The 25,007-nt window shown below is 65.2% G+C and carries 18 protein-coding genes; 11 read left to right on the top strand and 7 right to left on the bottom strand.

Translation table 11 applies throughout. The features are described from left to right. Window positions 1–79: 79 nt before the first annotated feature. Complete coding sequence (treF, locus tag C8J46_RS16900) at window positions 80–1,669, top strand: alpha,alpha-trehalase TreF (RefSeq protein WP_132741585.1); 1,590 nt, start codon at window positions 80–82, stop codon at window positions 1,667–1,669. 161 nt (window positions 1,670–1,830) lie between these two features. Then, entirely contained in the window at window positions 1,831–2,328 is a 498-nt protein-coding gene (locus C8J46_RS16895) for an Hsp20 family protein (protein ID WP_132741676.1), read from the top strand. 157 nt (window positions 2,329–2,485) lie between these two features. On the opposite strand, the gene C8J46_RS16890 is transcribed toward C8J46_RS16895, so the two are convergent. From C8J46_RS16890 to C8J46_RS16860, 7 genes are all read right to left on the bottom strand, one after another. Next, the gene (locus tag C8J46_RS16890) at window positions 2,486–2,743 is read right to left on the bottom strand and encodes a hypothetical protein (protein ID WP_165886601.1); all 258 of its coding nucleotides are present in this window, start codon (window positions 2,741–2,743) and stop codon (window positions 2,486–2,488) included. Then, window positions 2,743–3,534, bottom strand: a complete 792-nt coding sequence (gene aqpZ / locus C8J46_RS16885; RefSeq protein ID WP_165886607.1) for an aquaporin Z — start codon at window positions 3,532–3,534, stop codon at window positions 2,743–2,745. Before aqpZ ends, C8J46_RS16890 begins: the two co-directional genes overlap by 1 nt. 154 nt (window positions 3,535–3,688) lie before the next feature. Then, window positions 3,689–3,973 carry a CsbD family protein gene (locus C8J46_RS16880; protein ID WP_132741579.1) on the bottom strand — a complete coding sequence of 95 codons (285 nt, stop codon included), beginning with the start codon at window positions 3,971–3,973 and terminating at the stop codon, window positions 3,689–3,691. A 159-nt stretch (window positions 3,974–4,132) separates the two neighbouring features. Next, window positions 4,133–4,498 carry a hypothetical protein gene (locus C8J46_RS16875; protein ID WP_132741577.1) on the bottom strand — a complete coding sequence of 122 codons (366 nt, stop codon included), beginning with the start codon at window positions 4,496–4,498 and terminating at the stop codon, window positions 4,133–4,135. Between the two features lie 251 nt (window positions 4,499–4,749). After that, on the bottom strand, window positions 4,750–7,338 hold the full coding sequence (locus tag C8J46_RS16870) for a PAS domain-containing protein (protein WP_243643461.1): 2,589 nt from the start codon (window positions 7,336–7,338) through the stop codon (window positions 4,750–4,752). An 84-nt stretch (window positions 7,339–7,422) separates the two neighbouring features. Continuing rightward, window positions 7,423–8,001 carry a hypothetical protein gene (locus C8J46_RS16865; protein ID WP_132741575.1) on the bottom strand — a complete coding sequence of 193 codons (579 nt, stop codon included), beginning with the start codon at window positions 7,999–8,001 and terminating at the stop codon, window positions 7,423–7,425. Between the two features lie 33 nt (window positions 8,002–8,034). Then, the gene (locus C8J46_RS16860; protein ID WP_243643472.1) at window positions 8,035–9,189 is read right to left on the bottom strand and encodes a DUF2252 family protein; all 1,155 of its coding nucleotides are present in this window, start codon (window positions 9,187–9,189) and stop codon (window positions 8,035–8,037) included. A 225-nt stretch (window positions 9,190–9,414) separates the two neighbouring features. Between C8J46_RS16860 and C8J46_RS16855 the strand changes: the two genes are divergently transcribed. The 9 genes from C8J46_RS16855 (at window position 9,415) to C8J46_RS16815 (ending at window position 24,978) form a co-directional block, all read left to right on the top strand. Beyond that, window positions 9,415–10,251, top strand: a complete 837-nt coding sequence (locus C8J46_RS16855) for a type 1 glutamine amidotransferase (RefSeq protein WP_132741573.1) — start codon at window positions 9,415–9,417, stop codon at window positions 10,249–10,251. Window positions 10,252–10,347: 96 nt separating this feature from the next. Beyond that, the gene (locus C8J46_RS16850) at window positions 10,348–11,028 is read left to right on the top strand and encodes a DUF6445 family protein (RefSeq protein ID WP_132741571.1); all 681 of its coding nucleotides are present in this window, start codon (window positions 10,348–10,350) and stop codon (window positions 11,026–11,028) included. 183 nt (window positions 11,029–11,211) lie between these two features. Continuing rightward, window positions 11,212–14,193 carry a TonB-dependent receptor gene (locus C8J46_RS16845; RefSeq protein ID WP_243643460.1) on the top strand — a complete coding sequence of 994 codons (2,982 nt, stop codon included), beginning with the start codon at window positions 11,212–11,214 and terminating at the stop codon, window positions 14,191–14,193. A 238-nt stretch (window positions 14,194–14,431) separates the two neighbouring features. Continuing rightward, on the top strand, window positions 14,432–15,946 hold the full coding sequence (locus C8J46_RS16840; RefSeq protein ID WP_132741569.1) for a tryptophan halogenase family protein: 1,515 nt from the start codon (window positions 14,432–14,434) through the stop codon (window positions 15,944–15,946). 35 nt (window positions 15,947–15,981) lie between these two features. Further along, window positions 15,982–17,583 (top strand): alpha-amylase family glycosyl hydrolase, encoded by a 1,602-nt coding sequence (locus tag C8J46_RS16835; RefSeq protein WP_132741567.1) that lies wholly within the window; start codon window positions 15,982–15,984, stop codon window positions 17,581–17,583. Further along, the gene (locus C8J46_RS16830) at window positions 17,580–19,112 is read left to right on the top strand and encodes a tryptophan halogenase family protein (protein ID WP_243643459.1); all 1,533 of its coding nucleotides are present in this window, start codon (window positions 17,580–17,582) and stop codon (window positions 19,110–19,112) included. Before C8J46_RS16835 ends, C8J46_RS16830 begins: the two co-directional genes overlap by 4 nt. Beyond that, complete coding sequence (locus C8J46_RS16825; RefSeq protein WP_132741565.1) at window positions 19,109–21,610, top strand: TIM-barrel domain-containing protein; 2,502 nt, start codon at window positions 19,109–19,111, stop codon at window positions 21,608–21,610. The genes C8J46_RS16830 and C8J46_RS16825 overlap by 4 nt, the downstream gene beginning before the upstream one ends. 506 nt (window positions 21,611–22,116) lie before the next feature. Continuing rightward, the gene (locus C8J46_RS16820) at window positions 22,117–22,758 is read left to right on the top strand and encodes a Crp/Fnr family transcriptional regulator (RefSeq protein WP_132741563.1); all 642 of its coding nucleotides are present in this window, start codon (window positions 22,117–22,119) and stop codon (window positions 22,756–22,758) included. A 537-nt stretch (window positions 22,759–23,295) separates the two neighbouring features. Next, window positions 23,296–24,978, top strand: a complete 1,683-nt coding sequence (locus C8J46_RS16815; RefSeq protein WP_132741561.1) for a ShlB/FhaC/HecB family hemolysin secretion/activation protein — start codon at window positions 23,296–23,298, stop codon at window positions 24,976–24,978. The last annotated feature ends 29 nt before the right edge of the window (window positions 24,979–25,007 follow it).

The following is a 25,007-nucleotide window of genomic DNA, read 5'->3' as shown; positions in this document are numbered from 1 at the left end:
GCAAATTCTGATAAGGGCTTCGGCGATCGATCCCGCCATGTTGGCGGGATCGATCGCTCTACCGGGATGATCGCACGTGATGAAGACTATCAGCCGTTTTGCCGTGTTGGCCTCGGTCGCCGCGGCGGCGCCCGCCCAGTCTGGTCCGGCCCCCGCGCGCCTTTCCTCCACCGCGATCCGATCGCCGGCGGATCTGTACGGGCCGCTGTTCCAGGCCGTACAGCAAGGCCATGTGTTCGCGGACGGCAAGACGTTCGTCGATGCGATACCCAAGCGCGCTGCTGATGCGATCATGGCGGACTATGCGCAGGCCAAGCCCGAAGGCCCCGCGCTGAAGGCCTTTATTCTCGCCAATTTCATCGTCCCCGGCGAGAATGATCGCGGCGCCGACGATCTCAGGACGCATGTCCGCACGCTGTGGCCGCAACTCGTGCGCCAGCCCGTTGCACTGGTCGCTGGCAGTTCCGCGCTGCCGCTCCCTGCGCCCTATGTCGTGCCCGGCGGGCGCTTCCGCGAAATCTATTACTGGGACAGTTATTTCACGATGCTCGGGCTGAAGGTCGACGGCCAGCAGCCACTCGTCGAGACGATGCTCGACGATTTCACCAGCCTGATCGAGCGATACGGCCATATCCCGAACGGCACGCGAACCTATTACCTCAGCCGCTCGCAGCCGCCCTATTACGCGATGATGCTCGATCTCTCGACCAACACCGATCCGGCGGTGGCGAAGCGTCGGCTGGCGGCCCTGCGCGCGGAACACGCGTTCTGGATGAAGGGTGAGACCTGCGTCGCCGGCAAACCCGCTTGCCTGCGCGTGGTGCGGATGCCCGACGGCAGCGTGCTCAACCGCTATTACGACGACCGCGATACGCCGCGCGACGAATCCTATGCCGAGGACGTCGCGACCGCGGCGAAGGCTGCACCCCGCCCTGCCGTCGACACCCAGCGCAATCTTCGTGCCGGTGCGGAAAGCGGATGGGATTTCAGCTCGCGCTGGTTGCGCGACCCGCAATCGCTGACGACGATCCACACCACCGACATCGTACCCGTCGATCTCAACAGTCTTTTATGGGTGATGGAGCGTCGGATCGCCGCACGCTGCCAAACCGCGGGCGACACGCCGTGCGCCACCGCGTTCACGACGATGGCGACCAAGCGCAAGACGGCAATCGACCGCTATCTCTGGCAAGCGACGACCGCGCGCTATGCCGACTGGGACCTGTCGACCCGCAAGCCCACCGCCAGCATCAATGCCGCGATGCTCGAGCCGCTGTTCGTCGGGCTCGCCTCGCCGATCCAGGCGAAAGCGGTCGCGACGACCGTACGCCGATCGCTGGTCGCGGAGGGCGGACTGCGCACCACGACGCTGAAGACCGGCCAGCAATGGGACGAACCCAATGGCTGGGCGCCGCTGCAATGGGTCGCGATCGCCGGGCTCGATGCGAATGGCGAACCGGCCCTCGCCAAGGACATTGCGCGGCGCTGGATCGGCACGGTCGGCGCGGCCTATGCCGAAACCGGCAAGATGCTCGAGAAGTATAATATCGAGCAGCGCACCCCTGGTGGCGGCGGCGAGTATCCGGTGCAGGACGGTTTCGGCTGGACCAACGGCGTCGCCAGCGCGATCCTCGATCGCTATCCCGATCTCGCGCGCCCAGCGGGATAACTATGTCCGAAATTCGGCTCCAAAAAAATCGCAGCGCAGTCTTGATGCGGCGATCGGGTGAATTATCTTCGCCATCGCCGGACGCGATCGGTCCGGTGACTGAGGGCACCGGCTCTCCCGGTGCTCCTTATGCTCAGATTGCTCATGTGGAGGATTTGGATATGAGGACGAACTTCGATTTTACGCCCTATCGTCGGTCCACTGTCGGTTTTGACCGGCTGTTCGACCTGCTGGAGGCGACTGCGCGCACCGAAACGGACGACGGCTATCCGCCTTTCGACATCGAACGTGAGAGCGAGGACAGCTATCGGATCACGCTCGCCGTGGCTGGGTTCAGCCCCGACGACATCGAGATCGTCGCGCAGAACAACCAGCTGACCGTCAGCGGACGCAAGCCCGATGACCGCGACGAGGGCCGCTTCGTCCATCGCGGCATCGCCACGCGCGCGTTCGAGCGACGCTTTCAACTGGCCGATTTCGTCCAGGTACAGGGCGCGAGCTTTGACAATGGGTTGTTGCGTATTGCGCTTAAGCGTGAGGTTCCGGAGGCCATGAAGCCACGGCGGATCGAGATTGCCGGCACCGCGGCCAACGATCGCAATACCGGCGACACCGCGGTACGCATCGAAGAGCACCAGGCGGAACGCAGCGCCGCCTGAGTTTCACGACCTTCAACGCGGTTGCCGGCAACGATGCCGGCAACCGCTTTCTTTTGCCTGCGATGCGGCTTGTCAGGTCTACGTCGCTGCAGGCGGAGCTCTTAACTGCCTACGATCCGTCACGTCTCTTGGTACCCGCGCCCCCAAAGCAAGGGCATCAGCGTGGCGGTGGGAGCCTGACGTGGATATCGGCTGCGGATGGCACGACATGGCGCGGCCGCGACGACATCCGCAGCCAGCCACCGCGTACGACGACCAGCGCAACCGCCGCGGCAACCACGGCTAGCCCCAGTTCGATCTTGCGGAGCGTGTCGCGGTTGCGGTCGTCGGTGTTCCACAACCCCTCCCATTCCTCCTCGGACCGTGGCTCGTAATGGGCTTCGTCGAACGCCGTGTCGTAGTCGCTGTGATCCATCATACGCGGCCTCCCTCCGCGGGGGTGCGATCGTCGCCGACCAGCATTTCGACCGGGGTATCGCCGATCGGGCCGGGCGACTGATCCTCATCGGTATGCGCGAACAGCCAGCGGCCAAGCAGTCCAGCGACCGCGGCGCCGGTCAGGGGTGCGAGCCAGAACAGCCACAGCTGCGACAGCGCCCAGCCGCCAACGAACAGAGCGGGGCCGGTGCTGCGCGCGGGATTGACCGACGTGTTGTCGATCGGGATCGAAATCAGGTGGATAAGCGTCAGCGCGAGGCCGATCGACAGCGGCGCGAAGGCCGCCGGCGAGCGCTCGTCGGTAGCGCCGAGGATGACGGTCAGGAAGCCGGCCGTGAGGATTGCCTCACTGAGAAACGCGGTCGCGGCGCTGTAGCCGCCTGGCGAATGGGCGCCATAGCCGTTGGCGGCGAACCCGCTCGCGACGAGATCGAACCCGCCGGTGCCGGAGGCCAGCGCAGCGAGCGCGGCGCTGCCGAGGATGCCGCCGATGACCTGCGCTGCGATATAACCGGGAAGGTCGCGCGCTGGAAAGCGGCCGGCAACGGTCAGCCCCACGCTGACCGCTGGGTTGAAATGTCCGCCGGAAATGAAACCGACGGCAAATGCCATGGTGAAGACGGTAAGACCGAAGGCAAGAGCGACACCGGCCATCCCGATCGTCCCGGGAACGCCGCTACCTGCGGCGAGGACAGCAGCCCCGCATCCGCCCAGTACCAGCCAGAACGTGCCGATGGCTTCCGCGGCAAGTCGGCGCGCGGTGGCGATCGGGCGTGGCCTAGGCGGACCGTCGGTCTTGCCGACGGTCGGACGATAGATGGCTTCGGTCATCCCCTGACACCTCGTACAGGACGCGTTATTGCGCATCTCTGATGGTCGAAAATACCGGTGGGCGTGCCAAGCACGCCCACCGGCTACGCGGTTACTTGCCGCGGAGCGTGTTGATCAGCGCGATGCCGAGGACGCCGGCAACCGCTGCTGCGGTGAACGGACGCTCCTTCGAGAACTGGCGGACATAGTCGACCAGCGGACGGATGTTCTCTTCGACGACGTCCTTGGCCTGGCCGACGGTCTTCTGGACCGTGCCGCCGAGCTGATCCGCAACGCCTTCGCTCTTCAGCGACGTGTCGCCGGTCGCGGTGCCGAGCGCTTCCTTGGCCTTGCCGCCGAAATCGGTTGCTGCGCCTGCGAGGGTGTCGGTGTTCATATGAATTCTCCTTGGTTGATGATGGGGTTAATGAAGGGTTTGAAAACTTCGATCAGAGATGCTTCGATCGGGGACGAGGCGTGTCGGTAACGTCGGTGGCGTCGTTACGATCCGCGAACGATCCGGATACCGAACGATTCATCGCATCCGATCATCGCATCAGAGCGGCGATGCCGGGTCGCTCAGAATGCCGCAGGCCGCGGCGGCCTTGCCGACTTCGAGCGGCACCTTGGGGTCCTTGACCTGGCTGGACACGCGGATGAAATCGCTCGCGGTCAGGCGACCCGGTGTCGTGTCGCCTTCGCGCGATGCCTTGGCGGCGCGACCGAGCTGCTGGAGCTGGCCAAGCGACAGGTTCGCCTCGAGCCGGTCACCGACGCACTGCGACTGAGCCGGCTGGAAACCATAGCCCTCCAGCGAGGTCGCGATCTTGGCCGACGGATTGACGCACGCCGCCAACGATAGCGCGCCGATGCCAACGGTGAGAACGCCTGCGACGCGGATGAAACTACGATGCTGAACCATGATAAGCCCCTGTCTTCGGGCACCATGCGGCTTTGCTCCGACCGGACGCAAAACCCATATTTCCCAGACGCATAACCAGCGTGCGGCCGGATGTATCCCAGGTAACCATGCACTATGCGCTTGTGACGTTTATACTATCGGCGCCCCATGCAAACGCTCGAGCGGCCGCGTCGTCGGCATGGGTCCGCGGCATGCCGATCACGCCAATCGCCTTGCCTATCCTCTTATTGCCAGCGGTGCGCGACAGCCGGTCAGCCCACGACTTTGCTCAGAATTCGCGATAGCTGCTCGACCGAATAGGGTTTGTGCAGCAGCTCGAACCCATGCGTACCGTCCTGCGCCAGCACGTTGCTGTAGCCCGAGGTCAGCACCACCGGCAGCGTCGGGTAGCGGTCGCGGATCACCTTGCCCAATTCGATGCCGTTCATTCCAGGCATCACCACGTCCGAAAAGACGATATCGAACCGTGTCGCGTCGACCGCGAGTTCGGCAAGCGCCTCCTGAGCGTCCGCCGCCCAGACCGTCACGTACCCGAGTTCGGCGAGTGACTGCGTCGTGAAGGTCCCGACTTCGCTGTTGTCCTCGACCACGAGCACGCACGTGCCATGGCCATCGGCAAGACCCTCGCCCACATCGTCGACCTCGGCCGGTGCGCCCTGATCGACCTGGGGAAGATACAGCGTGAAGACCGTGCCCCGGCCGACCTCGCTCTCGACCGTGATGTCGCCACCCGATTGCTTGGCGAATCCGAAGACCTGGCTAAGGCCCAGTCCGGTCCCCTGCCCAACCCCCTTGGTCGTGAAGAACGGCTCGAAGATGCGCTCAAGCTTGTCGGGTTCGATTCCCGAACCGCTGTCGGCCATCGCGATGGCGATAAAACGCCCCTCGACCGCCGGGTGCGAGCGGACCGCCGGAATGAGCCCCGCCGATCGTACCGTGATATCGATCCGCCCGGCCCCCTCCATCGCGTCGCGCGCGTTGACCGCCATATTCACCAACGCGGTATCGAGCTGGCTGGGGTCGACATTCGTGAAGCACGGCGTGTCGGGAAGATCGATGGCGATGACGATCCGCGACCCCGTCAGCGTGCCGAGCATGTCGGAGATCACGCGCAGACTCTGTCCGACGTCGATCACTTCAGGCTGCAACGCCTGCCGGCGTGCGAATGCGAGCAACTGCCCGGTCAGCTTTGCCGCACGGTCCGCGGTATCGGAGATCGCATCGATATACCGCTCGCGTCGCTCGGCGCTGAGATCGGGGCGTTTCAGGAGGTCGGTGGCGGAGCGGATCACCGTGAGAAGATTGTTGAAATCATGCGCAACGCCGCCAGTCAGCTGGCCGACCGCTTCCATCTTCTGCGACTGGCGCAACGCGTCTTCCGCGGTCTGCAATTCGCTCGTCCGCGCCGCGACCTGCTGCTCGAGCGAAGCGGCGAGCATACTCAGGGCGTGTTCGGAGCGGCGGCGCTCGGTAGCGATCCGCGTCCGTTCGGCGACCTCGCGAATGAACTCAACCTCGTCCGGTCGCCAGCGCCGAGCGCCGGCAGACGCGATGTACAGCATCGCCACGAGACGGCCATTCTCCATGACCGGCATGTTGATGATCGCCCGCGCGTCGAGTGCTTCGAGCGCAGTTGCGGTCGTGACGGTCCTCGGATCGGTCCGCGCATCCTCCACGCACACTTCTTCGCCGCGTTTCAGATCGTCAATGTACGAACCATAGGCGCGTAGCGCGAACGTCCCCGTCAACGGCGCGACATTGGGCGCACTCCAGTCACGAACGATCGTCACCGTCTCCGCCGCCAAGTCGATCTCGCCAAAGCCGGCGCGACTTGCCTCCAGCGTTTTGCCGATGATCCGCGCCGCGGCGAATGCGATGTCCTCAGGCTGGTCGGTATCGCGAAAGACGTCCCCCAGTTCGACGAGCCCGGCGCGCATGATCTCGTCGCGCTTATGCTCGGTGATATCGGTCGACACCCCGGCGATCCGCAACGCCTCGCCCTTGGCATCGTAGAAGGGCTGACCGCGTGACGCGATCCAGCGCACCTCACCGTCCTGCCGGTAGATACGGTAGATCACGTCATAATCATTGCCCTCGGCGATGCAGCGACGAACCTCCGCCGCGCTTTTTTCCCGATCGTCGGGATGGATCGCCTGTAGCCGCTCATCATAGGTGAAGGGCTGATCGATCGGACGCCCGAAGATCTCCTTGCAGGTTTCCGATGCGATCAGCTGGCGGCTGACGATGTCGAGCGTCCAGGTGCCGAACCGTGCCGCCTTCAGCGTGAACGCCAGTTCGCGCTCCTGCTCCTTTTGCAGCCGCAGTCGATCGGTCAGTTCCGCCATGAGCGACGCGTTGCTGACTTCCAGACCGTGCAGCCTCTCGCGCTCGATCGTCACATCGACCTGGCTGGCGAAGAAATACGCCAGCACGCCCTCGGTGTCGTAGACCGGCGCCATCAGCAGCCGGTTCCAGAAAAGCTCTCCGTCCTTGCGCTGATTGCGAATGTCGATCTCGATCGACTCGACACGCCGCACCGCATCTCGGATTTTGGCGACCGTCGCGGGATCGGTTGCCGGCCCCTGCAGGAACCGGCAGTTGCGCCCCAGAATCTCCTCACGCGTATACCCGCTCAACCGGCAGAAGGCGTTATTGGCGAACACCACGGGATTGTCGGGAAGACGCGGATTGGTGATGATCATCGGCATCCGAGTCGCGCGCACCGCCGCGACGAACGGATCGGTCCCGACATCCTGCCCCAGTACCTCGGCAGCAATGCGCTCGGCATCGGCAGTCATTTTCGGCACGCCCTGGACGGCGCTGTCGGTCGTATCGGTCAAGGCCGCCTCGATTGTCGCTAAGTCCCTGACATCTAGGCCCGCCCCGGGATCGCCGCAACGTCGGAACGGTGACGATACGACAGGTCAGGTACGGCTTCGCAGCCAGGCGGCACGCGCGGCGTCATAGTGTGCGCGCGCTGCATCGCGCGCGGCGACGGCTTCCTTCATCCCGGCGTCCTGCATGCGCTCGAGCGCGCGACGACGACGGGCAAGGTCGGCCTCTTCCTGTTCGATCGACCTGATGGCCAGACGATACTCGGTTTCGAGCGACGCCAGCGCGTCATCCGCGGCGTCCAGTGCATCGCGTTTGGGTTTGGGTAATGGCTTGGGTGAAGGCTTGGGCTTGGGTGAAGGTTTGGGCTTCGGACCCGACTTCGACGGTGTCGGTTCCTGCGGTCCGGTGCGACGTGCCTGCGGTGTCTCCACCTCGACTGCCAGATTTTCCGCGCCCGTCCCCCGCGCGCGCTTGATGACCGTGCCCGGCGCCGCAAGCGGTTCCGCCGTCAGCGCGTCATCCGTGACCTGCTCGGCGATACCGCGCGCGAACAGATCCTTGTCGCTACCCCATGCGGCCAGGGCCGCCTTCTGACTGGCGGCGGCGACATACGCGTCGTGGAACCCCGCCACGGTACGATAGACTTTCAGCTTTTGTGCGCGGGCCATGCTGCGGTGTTAGCACTCGACACCGCGTCATCGCTACGCTGCGAGCGCGTAGCGACGGCAATGCTCCAGATATCCCGCTTCGTGCGCACCGGCGAGCGAAACCACGCTGTCCCACAACCAGGTCGGGGCGTCGATCGCACCGCGCCGATCCGCCTCCAGCATCGCCAGCCAGCGCTGCCGGGTCGCGTCGTCCATTTGCCGGGCATGAGCCTTGCCGACCACGAAGGCGAGGTAACGGCCCGCCTTGATCGCCTCGCCGTGGCTGAACTGATCGACTTCGATCTTCAGGTCGTGGGGCGCGAGTTCGCGGATGAAGAACGATCGGCCCAGCATCCGTACCGGGATCATTCGGGCACCAAGATACGGTGACAGCGCACGGGCGGCGGCGGCGACCCGTTCCGCATTATCGGCTGGCATGCGATCGGCGGACGTCGACGACTGCGCCGCCCGAGGCGCGATCGGCGCGACCGCTTCCTTCAGGTCGACGATCGCATAGCTCGACCGCCCCTTGGCGGACTTTAGTTCGAGGATCGCGGCAAAGCGCAGCAGGCCCAGCGAACTGCACCCCTTCATCCAATACGCGGCGTCGACCAGCCGGATCGAGCGCGCCGCCCCCTTATCCTTGCGATCGAGCGACAGGATCATCCGGGCAACGGCGGGATCGTCGAACACCGCGGTCAACGCCGCGCGCTCGTCATCCGCCAACGCCCAGAATTTACGGCCAAGCGGGATCTGTGGCTCGATTGCTTCGAGCCGTTCCTTCGCAAGGTGACGCCAGCGACGTCCGAGCGCGCGTTTGCGGACGCTGCGAACGGCGTCGGGTTCGGGACCGGTATCGTCCGTCTTCGGATCGTCGATCGCGGCGGCATAGCCCTCGACCATCGCCTCGATCATCCGAGCGGTCGTCACGCCTGGCAGATCGGAGCCACGCGCCGCCGTCGCCAGCGACAGGCCGAGCCGGATGAGGTCGTGGGCCGGATTGCCGATCACCGCCTGATCCAGATCGCGGACCTGAACCTCGACCTGCCCGTCCGCCGACGCGATCGGGCCCAGATTACCGAGATGGCAATCGCCGCAGATCCAGATCGCCGGGCCGGTGGGAACGCGTCGGGCGACCGGCGACGCGGCTAGCCATTCGTAGAATTGGGCGGTGTTGCCGCGCACATACGCATGCGCCGAACGCGCCATCTTGCGGGTCCGGTTTCCTTCGAGAACGGCCCGACGATCGGCGGCGGCGGGCATTGGCTTCGGCATGCGATACTATCCATTTCGGCGGCGACGAAGACAGAACGTCTAGCGCGCAAAACCGACACCGATACTGACCTGTATTTATACGTTTCCCGCCATCCACCCGCCATCCAAAAGCGTTGCCGCGCGTTCGGCACCGCAGAGACGCTTGATAGAGGATTGTCGTTGCTGAATTTTCTGGTGGCCGAAAGCGAAACTGCCGACGAGCGCGAGGCGCGTCGGCGGCATGCGGGCAAGAGTTCGGGTGAGACCTATGCCGCGACCTTGCGTCAGATCCGGCCCGGTGCCGCGATTACCATCGTCGCCCCCGCCGATGACGATGCACGGGTTTTCGACGCGGGCGAACTGCGCGCGTTCGACGCGGTGTTCGTCACCGGATCGCCGATGCACGTCTATGACGACACCCCCGAAGTCCGCCGCCAGATCGCATTCATGCGCACCGTCTTTGCGTCGCACACACCGTCGTTCGGATCTTGCGCCGGGTTGCAGATCGCGGTTGCCGCGGCCGGGGGCAAGGTTCGCAAGATGCCCGAACGGCTCGAAGCGGGGATCGCGCGCCGCATCACGCCAACGGCAGCCGGGCGGGACCATCCCTTGCTCGCCGGCCGACCCGCGTGTTGGGACGCGCCGGCGATCCATGGCGACGAAGTCGAGACGCTTCCCGCCGATGCGATCCTGCTCGCCAGCAACGCGGTGACGACCGTCCAGGCCGCCGAGATCCGCCATGACGGCGGGACCTTCTGGGGCGTGCAATATCATCCCGAACTGTCACCGGGCGAGATCGCCGTGGCGCTGCGTCGGCAGTCGGCGGACATCGTCGACCTTGGCCTTGCCGAAAACGAAGCGGAGGTCGAGCGGCAGGCGGCGCTGCTCGATGCGCTCCACGACGACCCCGAACGGCCCGCGCTATGGTGGGCGCTGGGGATCGATCGTGCCTTCGCCGAGGAAGCGAGCCGTCGCACCGAGCTGGTCAATTTCCTCGAGCATCTCGCCGAGCGCTGAGCGCGCATGGGTTCGGGCCGGTAGGAATCGCACCGGCTGACGCGACGAGACCTTTGCGGGGTTGCCTCCAGCGGCGACGGCGGCATGGATAGGCCGATGACTGGTACACCCGAGATCACCCTCCATCACCACGGCGTCGAGCGCCACCCGCTGATCGTCATCGACGATTTCTGGCCCGATCCGGAAGCGTTGCGCGAAGATGCGGCGAGCCTGCGCATGGGTAGCATCGGACCACATTATCCTGGCGTCCGCGCCACGGTGCCGCCTCGCCTGGCGGACACGATGCGCCGCAGGATCGCGCCGCTGCTCGCGGAACATTTCGGCCTCGATCCCGCGCCGGCAATTTCGGAAGCCTATTATTCGCTCGTCACCACCGCGCCCGCCGATCTCGCGCCGATCCAGCGCCTGCCGCATTTCGATGGGGTCGAACGACGCCGGATCGCGGTGCTGCTGTTCCTCGGTCACGGCGACCAAGGCGGGACGGCGTTCTACCGCCAGCGCGCCACGGGGTATGAAAGCGTCGACGGCACGCGGCTCGATCGGTTCCGGGCGACGCTCGACGCCGACGTGCGAACGCATGGCCTGCCCGATGCGGCGTATATCGCCGGCGATACGCCGATGTACGAACGGATTGCGGTACAGCCGGCCGTCTTCAACCGCGCGCTCGTCTATGCGGGAAACACGCTGCACTGCGCGTATCTGCCGCCTGAGGTCGTACTGAGTGCGGATCCGCTGGCGGGGCGGCTGACCCTGAACCTGTTCCTGTTCGACGACTGATCGCGGCGTCGCTTGCGCTGCCTGCGGCACCGAGGCTGCCGTGAATACGTATGCTGGTTTCTTTCGATACGCCCCCGACGGGGATACAGCATCCCCAGGACAATCGACGCGCACGCACGACGTCGAGGACACTGACAAACAGAGTTGAGGATGCGCGGGACCCGTCTCGCCGAAGGGGATTTCATGAGCAATTTCAAATCGTACCGCGCCCGCGCGACGTTCGGCTCGACGGCGCACACGCGCCTTGCGCTGCGGGTCAGCGCCACCGCACTCGCCGCCGCACTGATCCTGCCGGGCCATGCCGCATTCGCACAGTCCGCCCCGTCGACCGTGACTCCCGGTACCGCAAATGCCAACCCGACCGCCGCCGCGCAGGTCGACGCGGTCACCACCGCCGCCGATCCGACGCCGCAGCCGGCGGACGCCGTCCCGCCGTCGTCGCAGGATGCCGCGACGCAGAGCGCAGCACCGCAGGACGATGCGACGGGCGGTGGCGATATCGTCGTCACCGGTATCCGCGCCGGCCTCGAATCCTCCGCCAAGATCAAGCGCCAGTCGGTCCTGATCGTCGACTCGGTTTCCGCCGAAGACGTCGGCAAGCTGCCCGACGTGTCGATCGCGGATTCGCTCGCGCGCCTGCCCGGCGTGACCGCGCAGCGTCTCGAAGGGCGCGACCAGCGCCTGTCGATCCGCGGTCTCGGCCCCGATTTCTCGACCACCTTGCTGAATGGTCGCGAACAGGTGACGACCGGCGACAACCGCGGCGTCGAGTTCGACCAATATCCGTCGGAATTCTTCAAGACCGTCAACGTCTACAAGTCGGCCGACGCCTCGCTGGTCGCCGCGGGCATCGCCGGCACGGTCGACCTGCGCATGCTGCGCCCGCTCGACCAGGCGCACCGCATCATCGCGGTCAGCGCCCGCGCGCAAATGAACGGCATCGACAAGCTCAATCCCGACGGCACGCGCTACGGCTATCGCGCCTCGGCGACCTATGTCGATAAGTTCGCCAACGACACGCTCGGCATCGCGATCGGCGTGTCGGCGACGCAGACGCCGTCGCAGGACGAGCGCTACAATGCGTGGGGCTATAATGGCACCGGCACCGCGACCGATCCCTACGTCATCCAGGGCGCAAAGCCCTATGTCCAGTCGAACGAGCTGAAGCGCTATGGCGGCGTCGCGACGATCGAGTGGCAGCCGTCCGACAGCTTCCACTCGACCTTCGATGCGCTGTATTCGCATTTCGAGGAAACGCAGCGCCTGCGCGGTATCGAGTTCCCGCTCGCGAGCAATGTCGGCACCGCGAATACCAATATCACGGGTGTCTCGGATGGGTTCGCCGATGAGATCACCTTCAGCAAGGTCCACGCGATCCAGCGCAACGACTATAATCAGCGCAAGGCCGAGAATTTCTCGTTCGGCTGGAACAACGACCTCAAGCTGACCGACAAGGTTCACCTCAACGTCGATGCCAGCTGGAGCCGCGCGACACGCACCGACTTCACGCTCGAGACCTATACCGGCGCCGGCTATCAGGCGACCGGTCCGGACGACACGGTCAAGGTGTCGCAGAATTCGAACGGCACTTACAAGATCGTACCGACGCTCGATTACACCGACACCAATATCTTCAAGCTGACCGATCCGCAGGGCTGGGGCTATAACGGCACGCAGGCCGTGGTGCAGGCCGGCTTCCTCGGCAATCCCAACTTCAAGGACGACCTGAAGTCGCTCCGCGCAAGCCTGAACGGCGAGTTCGACGACAGCATCGTCAAGAGCTGGGAAGCGGGCGGCAACTATAGCCGCCGCGAGAAGACCAGCGCGTACAAGTCGTATTTCCTGTGCCCGAAGGGCGCCGGCACCAACTGCACCGTCACCAGCGGCACGCCCACCTCGGCGGCGGTACCGGCGGAAGCAGTCATCGGCACCGTGCCGCTCGACTATCTCGGCGTACCGGCCGCACTCGCGCTCGATCCGCTGTATCTCTACGACAACGTCTACACCAGTTCGTACGACAACCGGCCGGACTCGCTGGTCCGCGACAACACGGTGACCGAGAACATCTACACCGGCTATGCCAAGATCACGCTCGACGGGGATCTCGGCGGCAAGCCGTTGAAGGGATCGATCGGCGCGCAGGTCGTGCATAGCGACCAGCGTTCGGACGGCCAGATCGCCAGCGTCGTCGACGGCGTGGTGACGATCGCCCCCGCCTCGCAGAAGGTGACGTATACCAACGTCCTGCCATCGGCGACGATGTCGGTCGAGCTGATCCCGCTGGGCTTCGTCAAGGTCGGTGCTTCGCAGACGATGGTCCGTCCGCGTCTCGACCAGGAGCGCGTCACGCAGGCGGTCGGCATCAACGTCGCCAACATCCAGGCGAACAACACCAACCCGGGACTGAACCCGGTGTTCACCTCGACCGGCGGCAACGTCAATCTGAAGCCCTATCAGTCGACCAACATCGATCTGTCGTTCGAGAAATACTTCGCGGGCGGCGGCTATGTCGCGCTGTCGGGCTATTTCAAGCACCTCACCGACTTCGTCGATCCGAACAACAGCTATGCGTATGATTTCAGTTCGCTGCTCGGCGCGCTGAGCCCGGCGCAGCAGGCGATCGTGATCGCGAACGGCTTGCAGACCGGGGTGGTCAGCGCGCCCGCGAATACCGGTCGCGGCACCGTGCTGGGCGTCGAGGGGACGTTCTCGCTGCCGTTCAAGGCGCTGACATCGGCGCTTGACGGGTTCGGGATGTTCGTGTCGGCCAATTACACCGAGTCCGAGATCAAGTACGCGAACAACCCGATCGAGGCGATCACCCTGCCCGGCCTGTCGAAGCTGACCGGCAGCGGCACGGTCTATTTCGAGAAGGCCGGCTTCCAGGCGCGTGTGAACTATCGCTACCGCTCGTCCTTCCTGGCCGAAGTCGCGGGTATCTCGTCGACGCCGACCTATCGCACCGCGCGATCGGAAGGCATCCTGGATGCGCAGATCGGGTATGAGTTCCAGAGCGGTCCGCTCGCGAACTTAGCGATCCTGGCGCAGGCGAAGAACCTGACCGACCGTCCGTTCGTGACCTACCAGAACGGCGATGCGCGCCAGGTGATCGATTACCAGCGCTATGGCCGCGATTATTACGTGGGCATCACCTACAAGTTCTGACCGGGACGCGGGGCGTAAAAAGAACGCCACGCGGATTGGCTAACCAGTTCTCCGTCATGCCGGGCTTGTTCCGGCATCCACGGCGCCGCGAAATCGAGGGCCTGGGGTTTGCGGAACGGTGGACCCCGGAACTAGTCCGGGGTGACGGACGGTTTTCAGCGAGGGCTCGGTCAAGCAGCGCAGCAGTCGATCCGCTCGCATGTGGCGCAAACAACGGTTTGAAAACGGGACGCAAACGATGGCCGACCAACCCTTGCGCATAGCCATTGCCGGCGGCGGTACCGCCGGCTGGATGGCGGCGGCGACCTTCGCGCGGTTCCTGGAGATGGGCTACGAGATCGACCTGATCGAGTCCGACGACATCGGCACGGTCGGCGTCGGCGAGGCGACGATTCCGCAGATCCACCTGTTCAACGATGCGCTCGGGCTCGACGAGGACGCGTTCCTTCGCGCGACCGGCGGCACGTTCAAGCTCGGCATCGAGTTCGTCGACTGGTTCAAGCCGGGCCATCGCTACATGCACGCGTTCGGCGATGTCGGGCGCGACGTCGGCCTGCTGCCGTTCCACCAATATTGGCTGCGCGCACGGTCGCTCGGACTCGCCGGCGATCTCGGCGCCTATTCGCTCAACACGCACGCCGCACTCGCCGAGCGGATGCAGCGTGGTCCGGCCCGCACGTCGCGCGTCCTGCCATCGATGCCCTACGCCTATCATTTCGATGCCGGGCTCTATGCGCGCTATCTGCGGCGCTATTCCGAGACGCGCGGCGTAAACCGGATCGAAGGCAAGATCGTCCGCGTGACGCGCGACGGCGAAAGCGGCGACGTCTCGGGCCTCATGTTGGAGAACGGCACGACCGTCGCCGCCGACCTGTATATCGACTGCACCGGGTTTCGCGGGCTGTTGATCGAAGAGGCGCTCGGCACGGGGTATGAGGACTGGACGCACTGGCTGCCATGCGACCGCGCGATCGCGGTACCATCGGCGCGGAGCAAGGCGTTCACGCCGTATACGCGCTCGACCGCGCATGCCGCGGGCTGGCAGTGGCGGATCCCGTTGCAGCATCGCACCGGTAACGGCGTCGTCTTCTCCAGCGCGCATATGAGCGAGGACGAGGCGACCGCGACGTTGCTTAGCGGACTCGACACGCCGGCCATGGCCGATCCGCGGACGATCACGTTCCGCACCGGTCGCCGCAAGCAGATGTGGAACCGCAACGTCGTCGCGCTCGGGCTCGCCGCCGGGTTCATGGAACCGCTCGAATCCACCAGCATTCACCTGATCCAGTCGGCGATCGCCCGGCTGCTGAAGCTATTGCCGGGGCGCGTCATCGCTGACGCCGATCGCACCGAGTTCAACCGCCAGAGCGACTTCGAATACGAGCGCATCCGCGACTTCATCATCCTCCACTACAAGGCGACAACGCGCGACGACACGCCGTTCTGGCGCGAGTGCCGCGACATGGCGGTGCCCGACACGCTCGCCGCGAAGATCGAATTGTGGCGCGGCAGCGGGCACATCGTCCGCGAGCATGAGGAGCTGTTCACCGAAGTCGGTTGGCTCCAGGTGCTCGCCGGGCAAGGCATCGTGCCGCGCGGCCATCATCCGCTGGCGGATGCGATATCGACCGCCGATCTGGCCGAGTTCATGGACACGATCGACAAGCTGAACGCACGCGAGGCGGGCCAGATGCAGGATCATGCCGCGTTCGTCGCCCAGCACTGCGCCGCCGCGGCGGGCCTGGCCGCATGACCCCCGACGCCGACACCCTTTTACGATCGAGACCGATGACCGCTTCCGAGACCCCGACGCCCTGGTGGAAGGGCGCCACGATCTACCAGATCTATCCGCGCAGTTTCGCCGACTCGAACGGCGACGGCATCGGCGACCTTGCCGGCATCACCGCGCATCTCGACTATGTCGCCGCGCTTGGTGTCGACGCGGTGTGGCTGTCGCCGTTCTTTACCTCGCCGATGGCGGATTTCGGCTATGACGTGTCGGATTACCGCGACGTCGATCCGATCTTCGGCACGCTCGCCGATTTCGACGCGCTGATCGCACGCGCGCATGAACTCGGGCTCAAGATCATCATCGATCAGGTCTATTCGCACACCTCGGAGGAGCATGACTGGTTCCGCCAGAGCCGCGCCTCGCGCAGCGGCGACAAGGCGGACTGGTACGTCTGGGCGGATGCCAAGCCCGACGGCACGCCGCCGTCGAACTGGCAGTCCGTGTTCGGCGGCCCGGCCTGGACCTGGGACGCGCGACGCGGCCAATATTACATGCACAATTTCCTGAAGGATCAGCCGCAGCTCAACGGGCATAACCCCGCGGTGCAGGACGAGCTGATCGCGACGGCGCGGTTCTGGCTCGATCGCGGCGTGGACGGCTTCCGCCTCGATGCGATCAACTTCGCGATGCACGATCCGGCGCTGACCGACAATCCGCCCGCGCCCGCGACCAATCGCGCGCGCACCCGGTCGTTCGACTTCCAGATGAAGCTGCACAACCAGAGCCATCCGGACATCGTCGGGTTCATCGAGCGGATTCGTGCGCTGCTCGACGAATATGGCGCCGGGTTCACCGTCGCCGAAGTCGGCGGCGACGACAGCGACCGCGAGATGAAGCTGTTCACCGGCGGCAACGGCCGGCTCAACAGCGCGTACGGCTTCGACTTCCTGTACGCGGACCGGCTGACGCCCGAACTGATCGTCGATGCGGTCGGCAACTGGCCCGATACGCCGGGTCTGGGCTGGCCGAGCTGGGCGTTCGAGAACCACGACGCACCGCGCGCGATCTCGCGCTGGACGACGCCCGACCAGCGCGATGCGTTCGCGCGGATGAAGATCCTGCTGCTCGTCGCGCTGCGCGGGAACATCTTCCTGTACCAGGGCGAGGAACTGGGGCTGACCCAGGTCGACATCGCCTTCGCCGACCTGCTCGATCCGGAAGCGATCGCGAATTGGCCGCTGACGCTGTCCCGCGACGGCGCCCGCACCCCAATGCCGTGGATCGGCGCGGCGCCGGATCTCGGGTTCGGCAGCACCCAGCCGTGGCTGCCGTTCGGCGAGGATCACCGCGCGATCGCGGTCGATGCGCAGGAAGCGGATGCGACGTCGCTGCTGCACTGGACGCGGACGCTGATCGCGGCGCGGAAGGCGTATCCGGCATTGCGGCTGGGCAGCCTGAGGATCGTGCACAGCGACGATGCGGTGATCGCGTTCGAGCGGGAGTCCGAAAACGAGACGCTGCTCTGCGTGTTCAATCTCGGCGACGACGCACGTGGCTGGCCGACCGGCATCGCCACCGACGGCGCCATGCTGTTTGCGACCGACGGCGCCGACACGACGACGCTGCCGCCACTGTCCGGGCTGGTGCTGCAGCGGTGATCGAGGGGCGCGGCCAGCACATCGCCATCCTCGGCGGAGGCACCGCCGGGTGGATGACCGCGTGCCTGGTCGCGCATCGCTGGAGTGATCGCGGCGTCCGCGTCACACTGGTCGAAAGCCCGGAGATCGGCATCGTCGGCGTCGGCGAAGGCTCTACGCCGCAGTTGAAGCATTTCTTCGACACGCTCGGCATCGCCGAAGCCGAGTGGATGCCGGCGTGCGACGCGACCTACAAGCTCGGGATCGGCTTCGAGGGCTGGTCCGACCGCGCCGGGTACGAACGCTATTTCCACCCCTTCCCCACCGCGCTCGACGGCCACACCGCGCCGCAGTTCTTCTACAACGCACGGGCAAGGCGGACTGGCCGCGATGTCGACGCGCATCCCGACCAGTTCCTGCTCCCCGCCCGCCTCGCCGCTGTGTACTGCGCGCCACAGCCGGCCGAGAACTTCCCGTTCGAGGTCAGCTACGGCTATCATTTCGACGCGTACAAGGTCGGCGCGTTTCTCGCTGGGCACGCGACCGAGACGCTGGGCGTCGTCCATCTCCAGCGCCGGATCGCCAGCGTCGAGCGTGCCTTGACCGGCGAAATCACCGCACTGATCGATACCGACGGCGGACGCATCGCCGGCGATGTCTTCGTCGATGCGAGCGGGTTCCGTAACACGATCTTCAGTGCGCTGGACGTACCGTTCGTCAGCTATGCCGACACGCTATTCAACGATCGTGCGGTAGTGATGCCGACCGCATATACCACCGGCGCACCGATCCCCAGCCAGACGCGAGCAACCGCGTTGTCGGCCGGCTGGGCGTGGCACATCCCGCTGACCAGTCGAAACGGCAACGGCTATGTCTATTCCAGCCGTCACCTCGTCGAAGCGCAGGCCGAGGCCGAACTCCGCGCACATATCGGCAACCAGGCCGGCGAAGCGCGCCACCTCAGGATGCGCGTCGGCCGGGTTCGCGATAGCTGGTCGCACAACGCACTCGCGGTCGGGCTTGCCCAAGGCTTCCTCGAACCGCTTGAAGCAACTGCACTGCATCTGGTGATCGCCACTGTCGAGGCGTTCCTCGGCGCAATCGACGAGGGCGGCGCGACCGACGCGGTCCGCGCCGCGTTCAACACGCGCATCGCCGCGCGCTACGACGGCGTCCGCGACTACATCGTCGCGCACTACCGGTTGAACCAGCGCCACGCCGATCCGACCGGCTATTGGGCAGAGGCGCGCGGCGTCGAAGCCCTGTCCGACGATCTCAAGATGCTGATGTCGACCTGGTTCACCGGCGCGGACATGGTCGCGGCGATCGATCGTGCTGGGCTCGGCCGTTATTATTCGGCGATCAGCTGGCATTGCCTGTTCGCGGGCTACGGCACCTTTCCTGACGCCGCGCGGCTCGTCCCGCCCGGCGCCGATATCGATTCCATCGACCTGCCAAAGATCGACGATTTCCTGACCCGTTGCGCATCGAATTTCGGGTCGCACGCCTCTCGCCTCCGCGCCGCCGCGGACCACAAGGATCACGTATGAAACGCATCGCCCTCCTGCTCGCCGCCACCGCTGGCCTGTGCAGCGTGCCCGTCCAGGCGCAGACGACCACGCTCGCCGCCCCCACGCTCACCCCGCGCAATGATGGCGTCGAGGTTCGTGCGGGGGCGACGACCATGCGGATCACCGCAATGACCGATGGCCTCGTCCGCGTGCGCGTCGCCAAAAACGGCGCGTTCGCCGAGGATGCGAGCTGGGCGGTGACGGCGGCGACCCGCAAGCAGTCCGCCAAGGTGACCGCAGCCCCCGACGGTTTCACCACCGCCAGCGTCCGCGTCCGCGTCGGTGCCGGCGGCGCGATCACCTTCGAGACGCCCGACGGCAAGATCATCTCCGCCGATGCCGCCCCCGTCGCGACCGACGGCAAGGCGTTCGCGATCTCGAAGACCCTCCCGATCGCCGAGCATTTCTACGGCCTTGGCGACAAGACGCAGGGACTCGACCGCCGCGGCCACGGTTTCGTCGACTGGAACACCGATGCGTTCGGGTTCAGCAGCGCGGATGATCCAATCTACAAATCGATACCCTTCTTCATCGGCACCGGCGGTGCGGGCGGCAGCTACGGCATCCTGCTCGACAACACTTTCCGCACCTGGTTCGACTTCGGCCACCGCGATGCCGAGACGCTCTCGTTCGGCGGCCCCGACGGTCCGATCGACTATTACTTCATCGCCGGGCCATCGATGGCAGAGGTCACGCGACGCTATGCCGACCTGACCGGCCACGCCCCTCTCGCGCCGAAATGGGCGCTCGGCTATCAGCAGTCGCGCTACAGCTATGGTAGCGCCGACGAGGTCCGCCAGATCGCCGCGCGCCTGCGCAGCGACCGCGTGCCGACCGACGTGATCTGGCTCGACATCGGCTATCAGGACCGCAACCGGCCGTTCACCACCGACGCCAAGACCTTCCCCGATCTGCCGAAGCTCGCCACCGAGATGAAGGCGGACGGGATCAAGCTCGTCGCGATCACCGATCTCCACATTGCCGCGGTCGAGCAGGGTTACGCGCCCTACCAGAGCGGGATGAAGGCCGACGCGTTCATCAAGAACGCCGATGGCAGTCCCTATGTCGCACCGGTCTGGCCCGGCCCGTCGGTGTTCCCGGACTTCACCAAGACCGCCGCGCGGACGTGGTGGGGCACGCAGTATAAGGGCTTCCTCGACGCCGGGATCGCGGGGTTCTGGAACGACATGAACGAGCCGGCGATCTTCGAGACGCCGACCAAGACGATGCCGCTCGACACCCGCCACCGCATCGACAGCGACGATTTCGCAGGCCGGATCACCGATCACCGCGAGGCGCACAACGTCTACGGCATGCTCAACACACGCGCCACGTATGACGGCCTGCTCAAGCTGCGCCCCGACGAGCGCCCGTTCGTGATGACGCGCGCGAGCTATGCGGGAGGTCAGCGTTATGCGGTCACCTGGACCGGCGACAACAGCGCGACCTGGGATCACCTGAAGCTGTCGGTGCAGCAGATCATTAACCTCGGCCTGTCGGGCTTCGGCTACAGCGCCGCCGACGTCAGCGGCTTTGCGGGCGGCCCGAGCCCCGATCTCCTCACGCGCTGGACCGAGATCGGCGCGTTCACGCCGGTGTTTCGCAACCATTCGGCGACCGGCACGCCGCGCGTCGAGCCCTGGGTCGATGGCCCCGACCATCTCGCGATCCGCCGCCGCTTCATCGAGGAGCGTTATCGCCTGATGCCGTATTTCTACGCGCTGGCGGACCAGAACGCGCGGTTCGGCGATCCGATCATGCGCCCGGTATTCTACGACTACCCCGCCGCCGCGACCGCATCGTGCGACCAGTCGATGGCGTTCACGCTCGGCAAGTCGTTGCTGATCGCGCCGCCGCCCAAGCCGGAATCACCGCAGACCTACGACGTCTGCCTCCCCGCTGGTGGTTGGTATGATTACTGGACCGGACAGCCCGTCGGCACCCCCGAGCCCGCCGCCGCCGGACCGATCCAGTCCGCGACGCAAGCCGTGCCGACCGCACGCACGCTCGGCGACCGCGTCACCGAAACGCCGCGCCTCGATCGCCTGCCCGTGTTCGTCCGCGCCGGAACGATCCTTCCCCGGCAGCCACTGGTCCAGAGCACGAGCGAAACCCCGAACGGCCCGCTGCGGCTCGACGTCTATCCCGGCGCGGATTGCATAGGCACGCTCTACGAGGACGACGGTCGCACGCTGGCGTACACCCGCCGGGGCTATTTCCGCCAGACGGTGCGATGCACCATCACGCCCACCGGCCTGTCGATCGACTTCGCCAAGCCCGAGGGCGGGTTCAAGCCGTGGTGGAAATCGATCGCCGTCACCGTCCACAACTGGACCGGGAGCGGCACCGCCATGGCGAAGGGCAAGCGCCTGAACCTTATTGGTGACGCCCAAGCGCTGACCGCGACCGTGACCGTTCCCGCGCAATCCGGTGCCACCACGATCGCGATCGACGGGCGCCCAGCGCGCACCAACTGATCGCGGAGCCGCCCCGCGCATAGCGGCGTGTTGCTGAGCGAACATCCCACGACCATCCCGCGCGCACCGACGTGCGCGGGATGGTCGCGGCTGCCGTAAGCGGTAGCGCAGAAGAGCCTGGGCGCGTTCGGTGTACCGCCCTCCCCCATAGCGACGCGGCTCTAAACACCTTGCCGGCACTAGAACTCTTGGTAGCGCCTGGGGAACGCATTTACCCTTACGGAAGAGCCAAGCATTCCTGGCACTGACGGTCAAATATAAGTTTACAAAAAATCTTTTCGATACTGATAATTGTTCGCCTTGATCTCGCACACATCTGCTAAAGACCATTAATACCAAGTGTGACGCCGTCGAACCGGATGTCAGACAGATACTCTGGTTTTTAGAGACACCGCGACATCGATACGACGCTCTCCAAGTTTATCGACGGGCTTTCGCTCGGGGTCTCGCTCGCCGAAGACGACCGGAATCACGTGCTAAATCTGCCGTTTACGCGAAAGACATTCATGGCGTCGGGATATCTCGTACGCCAGGGTGACCGGTGTGATACCGTTTCGGTACTATTGGATGGCTATTGTTACGGCCAAAAGGACGATGGCGAGGGAAATTGCCAGATCGTGTCGCTTGCAATACCCAATGATGTTATCGGCCTCGAGCATTTATACTTGCAGACGACCGATCACAACGTGCGCGCGCTAACGACGGTAGACGTCGCCATGATACCTTTGTCCGCGGTGCAGCAACTCTCCGCGAGCCGGCCGGCGGTTGCCCACGCGCTTGGTATTCATCAGGCGATAAACCATGCGATCGCCCGCGAATGGATCGTCAACATCGGCGCCCGAGACGGTTTGCGCCGCGTCGCGCATTTTCTGTGCGAATTTGCGGTCCGTTGCGACGCCTGGCGGGGCGATACCGCCGCCGGCTACGAGTTGCCGATGTCGCAAGAACAGATCGGCCAGGCGACGGGACTGACCGCGGTTCACGTCAACCGAATGCTGAAGACGCTTCACGCCGCCGGCTTGATCGAGCGCAGCTGGCGCAACGTCGTGTTCTCGAACTGGGAAGGGCTGCGCGACGTCGCCTGCTTCTCGTCGGATTATCTGCATCCCGGCCGGCAGGTGCCCGCCCCCGGCTACCGAACGGTCTAGTCCGCCTGATGTCGGCGCCGCGGTCGCCGCTCCGCCGACATAGGCTCCAGCTCCAGCCTTTCTCGACGATCGAACTACAGAGACCTGAACGAATCGATAGATTCGGCCCAGTGAAACCCGCGTTCGATCCTGAGTCACGTCGTGGCTTGGACGCGAAATAGTGTTATCTAAATCTTAATAGACGGTCTTAATTACAGTCTTGCGCAGCCAGACCGATCGGCAAACTGTCTAAAGCGGTCCAAATTGTACGTTTTACACTAACATCTCAGGATAATAGCTTGATTTTTATTTGGCGGACTTACATAGGTTAAGCAGACTTAGCGATCATACCGTGCGATCCTCGCGACCGGTCGAACGCTTAAGATACAATGCCCTGACCGTTTGGTTTTTGATGGCAGCGAGGTTCGACGCAGATCGATCCGCTGCCATCCGCTAAGGCTTCGTCCTCGCTTCGGGCGCTCTACCCCCTTCGAACGGCTCCCGCTGCTGCGGATGGGAGATCCGTGCCTTCCATCCGCGGTGACGATCGAGGTGTTCATGTACAAGTCGACCCTATGGGCGGCCGCGCTTGCGGCTGTGAGCCCGGCTGCCTTGCTGGTTTCCGCACAATCCGCGCAGGCGCAGGTTCCCGTCGGCGCCGGTGGACAGCTCCAGCAGATCCCGCCGACTCCGCTGAACGAGACGCCGGCGCCTGACTTCGGCTTCGAGCGCAAGACGCTGACCGTCGTTGCCGCCACGGGTGGCCCGAAGACGCTCGTCCGGTCGCTCCGCGTGACCGGTGCGACGCTGTTCCCCGAGGCCGACCTGATCGCCGCGTCGCAGTTCACGCCGAACAGCGAGCTCGACCTCGCCGAGCTCAAGACGCTCGCCGCGCGAATCACGGCGTATTACACCAGCCGCGGCTATTTCGTCGCGAACGCGTATCTCCCCGAGCAGGACGTCCAGAGCGGCGCGGTCACTATCGCGGTGATCGAAGGGCGCTTCGGCGCAGTCGGCGTCAAGAACGAGTCGCGGCTCGCTGACAGCGTCGCGAACGGTATCCTGACCGGACTCGACGTCGGCGATCCGGTCGCGGTCGCCCCGCTCGAACGTCGCCTGCTGATGCTGTCGGACCTTCCCGGCGTGCGCGTGAAATCGACGCTGAGCCCCGGCACCGCGGTCGGCACGTCGGACCTGCTGGTCGACATCACCCCCGGCCAGAGCATCACGGGCAGCGTCGAGGCCGACAATGCCGGCAACCGCTACACCGGCGCCTACCGCGTCGGCGGTTCGGTCAACTGGAACAACCCGACCGGCTCGGGCGACGTGCTGAGCCTGCGCGCGCTGACCTCGTTCACGGGCTTGGCCTATGGTCGCGCGTCATACCAGGCACCGATCGGGCAGGTCACGCTGGGCGTCGCGTTCGCGCATCTCGAATATTCGCTCGGCAAGGAGTTCGACAGCCTCGACGGCAGCGGCAACGCCGACGTCGCCAGCGTCTATGCGAGCTATCCGCTGATCCGCTCGCGCGACAATAATCTGTACGTGACCATCGGCGGCGACGCGAAATGGTTCGAGGACAAGATCGGGATCGTCGACACCACCAGCTATCGCCGCGCGCAGGTGATTACCGCTGGGCTCAGCGGCGACGAGCACGACACGTTGCTCGGCGGCGGCTGGAGCGCGTACTCGCTCAGCTATTCGGTCGGCAATCTCGACATCCGCGGTGCGTATGAGCGCTCGGTCGATGCGCTGACCGCGCGCACCGACGGTAGCTATGGGAAGCTGCAGTTCAGCTTCGCGCGATTGCAGACGATCGCCGGGCCGCTGTCGTTCTTCGCCTCCGCGCGCGGGCAGATCGCGTTCAGCAACCTCGACATCTCCGAGCGGATGGAACTGGGCGGCGCTTACGCTGTCCGCGCCTATCCCGAGGGCGAGGCTTACGGCGACCAGGGCTATGTCGCGACCGCCGAGGCGCGGCTGGCGCTGCCGCAGGTCATACCCGGCGCGCTCCAGCTGTTCGGGTTCGTCGACGTCGGCGAGGTCGATTACGTCAAGCACCCGTATTTCACCGGGTCGAACCACGCGAAACGCAGTGCGTACGGCGCCGGGCTGAGCTGGGCGGGACCGTACGGGATCGCCGCCAAGGCGACCTATGCGCGCAAGCTCGGCGATGCGGATGCGACGTCGGCCCCCGACAAGTCGGGCCGCGCCTGGTTCCAGGTTTCGAAGACCTTCTAACCGCGCCCGCACCCCCGAATTTTGCGGCC

The sequence above is a fragment of the Sphingomonas sp. PP-F2F-A104-K0414 genome (genome assembly GCF_004340945.1).
In the GTDB taxonomy this organism is placed as follows: Bacteria; Pseudomonadota; Alphaproteobacteria; order Sphingomonadales; family Sphingomonadaceae; genus Sphingomonas.
The sequence above is the reverse complement of the archived record's forward strand: the minus strand, read 5'-3'. Positions and strand labels throughout refer to the sequence as shown.

Bases quoted from the DNA above. Each gene is read 5' to 3' on its own strand.
- C8J46_RS16845 (WP_243643460.1), top strand. From the start codon at position 11,212: ATGAGCAATTTCAAATCGTACCGCGCCCGCGCGACGTTCGGCTCGACG.
- C8J46_RS16825 (WP_132741565.1), top strand. From the start codon at position 19,109: ATGAAACGCATCGCCCTCCTGCTCGCCGCCACCGCTGGCCTGTGCAGC.
- C8J46_RS16860 (WP_243643472.1), bottom strand. From the start codon at position 9,189: ATGGCGCGTTCGGCGCATGCGTATGTGCGCGGCAACACCGCCCAATTC.
- C8J46_RS16875 (WP_132741577.1), bottom strand. From the start codon at position 4,498: ATGGTTCAGCATCGTAGTTTCATCCGCGTCGCAGGCGTTCTCACCGTT.
- C8J46_RS16880 (WP_132741579.1), bottom strand. From the start codon at position 3,973: ATGAACACCGACACCCTCGCAGGCGCAGCAACCGATTTCGGCGGCAAG.
- C8J46_RS16840 (WP_132741569.1), top strand. From the start codon at position 14,432: ATGGCCGACCAACCCTTGCGCATAGCCATTGCCGGCGGCGGTACCGCC.
- C8J46_RS16865 (WP_132741575.1), bottom strand. From the start codon at position 8,001: ATGGCCCGCGCACAAAAGCTGAAAGTCTATCGTACCGTGGCGGGGTTC.
- C8J46_RS16815 (WP_132741561.1), top strand. From the start codon at position 23,296: ATGTACAAGTCGACCCTATGGGCGGCCGCGCTTGCGGCTGTGAGCCCG.
- C8J46_RS16820 (WP_132741563.1), top strand. From the start codon at position 22,117: ATGGCGTCGGGATATCTCGTACGCCAGGGTGACCGGTGTGATACCGTT.
- C8J46_RS16895 (WP_132741676.1), top strand. From the start codon at position 1,831: ATGAGGACGAACTTCGATTTTACGCCCTATCGTCGGTCCACTGTCGGT.
- C8J46_RS16835 (WP_132741567.1), top strand. From the start codon at position 15,982: ATGACCGCTTCCGAGACCCCGACGCCCTGGTGGAAGGGCGCCACGATC.
- C8J46_RS16850 (WP_132741571.1), top strand. From the start codon at position 10,348: ATGACTGGTACACCCGAGATCACCCTCCATCACCACGGCGTCGAGCGC.
- C8J46_RS16890 (WP_165886601.1), bottom strand. From the start codon at position 2,743: ATGGATCACAGCGACTACGACACGGCGTTCGACGAAGCCCATTACGAG.
- treF (WP_132741585.1), top strand. From the start codon at position 80: ATGAAGACTATCAGCCGTTTTGCCGTGTTGGCCTCGGTCGCCGCGGCG.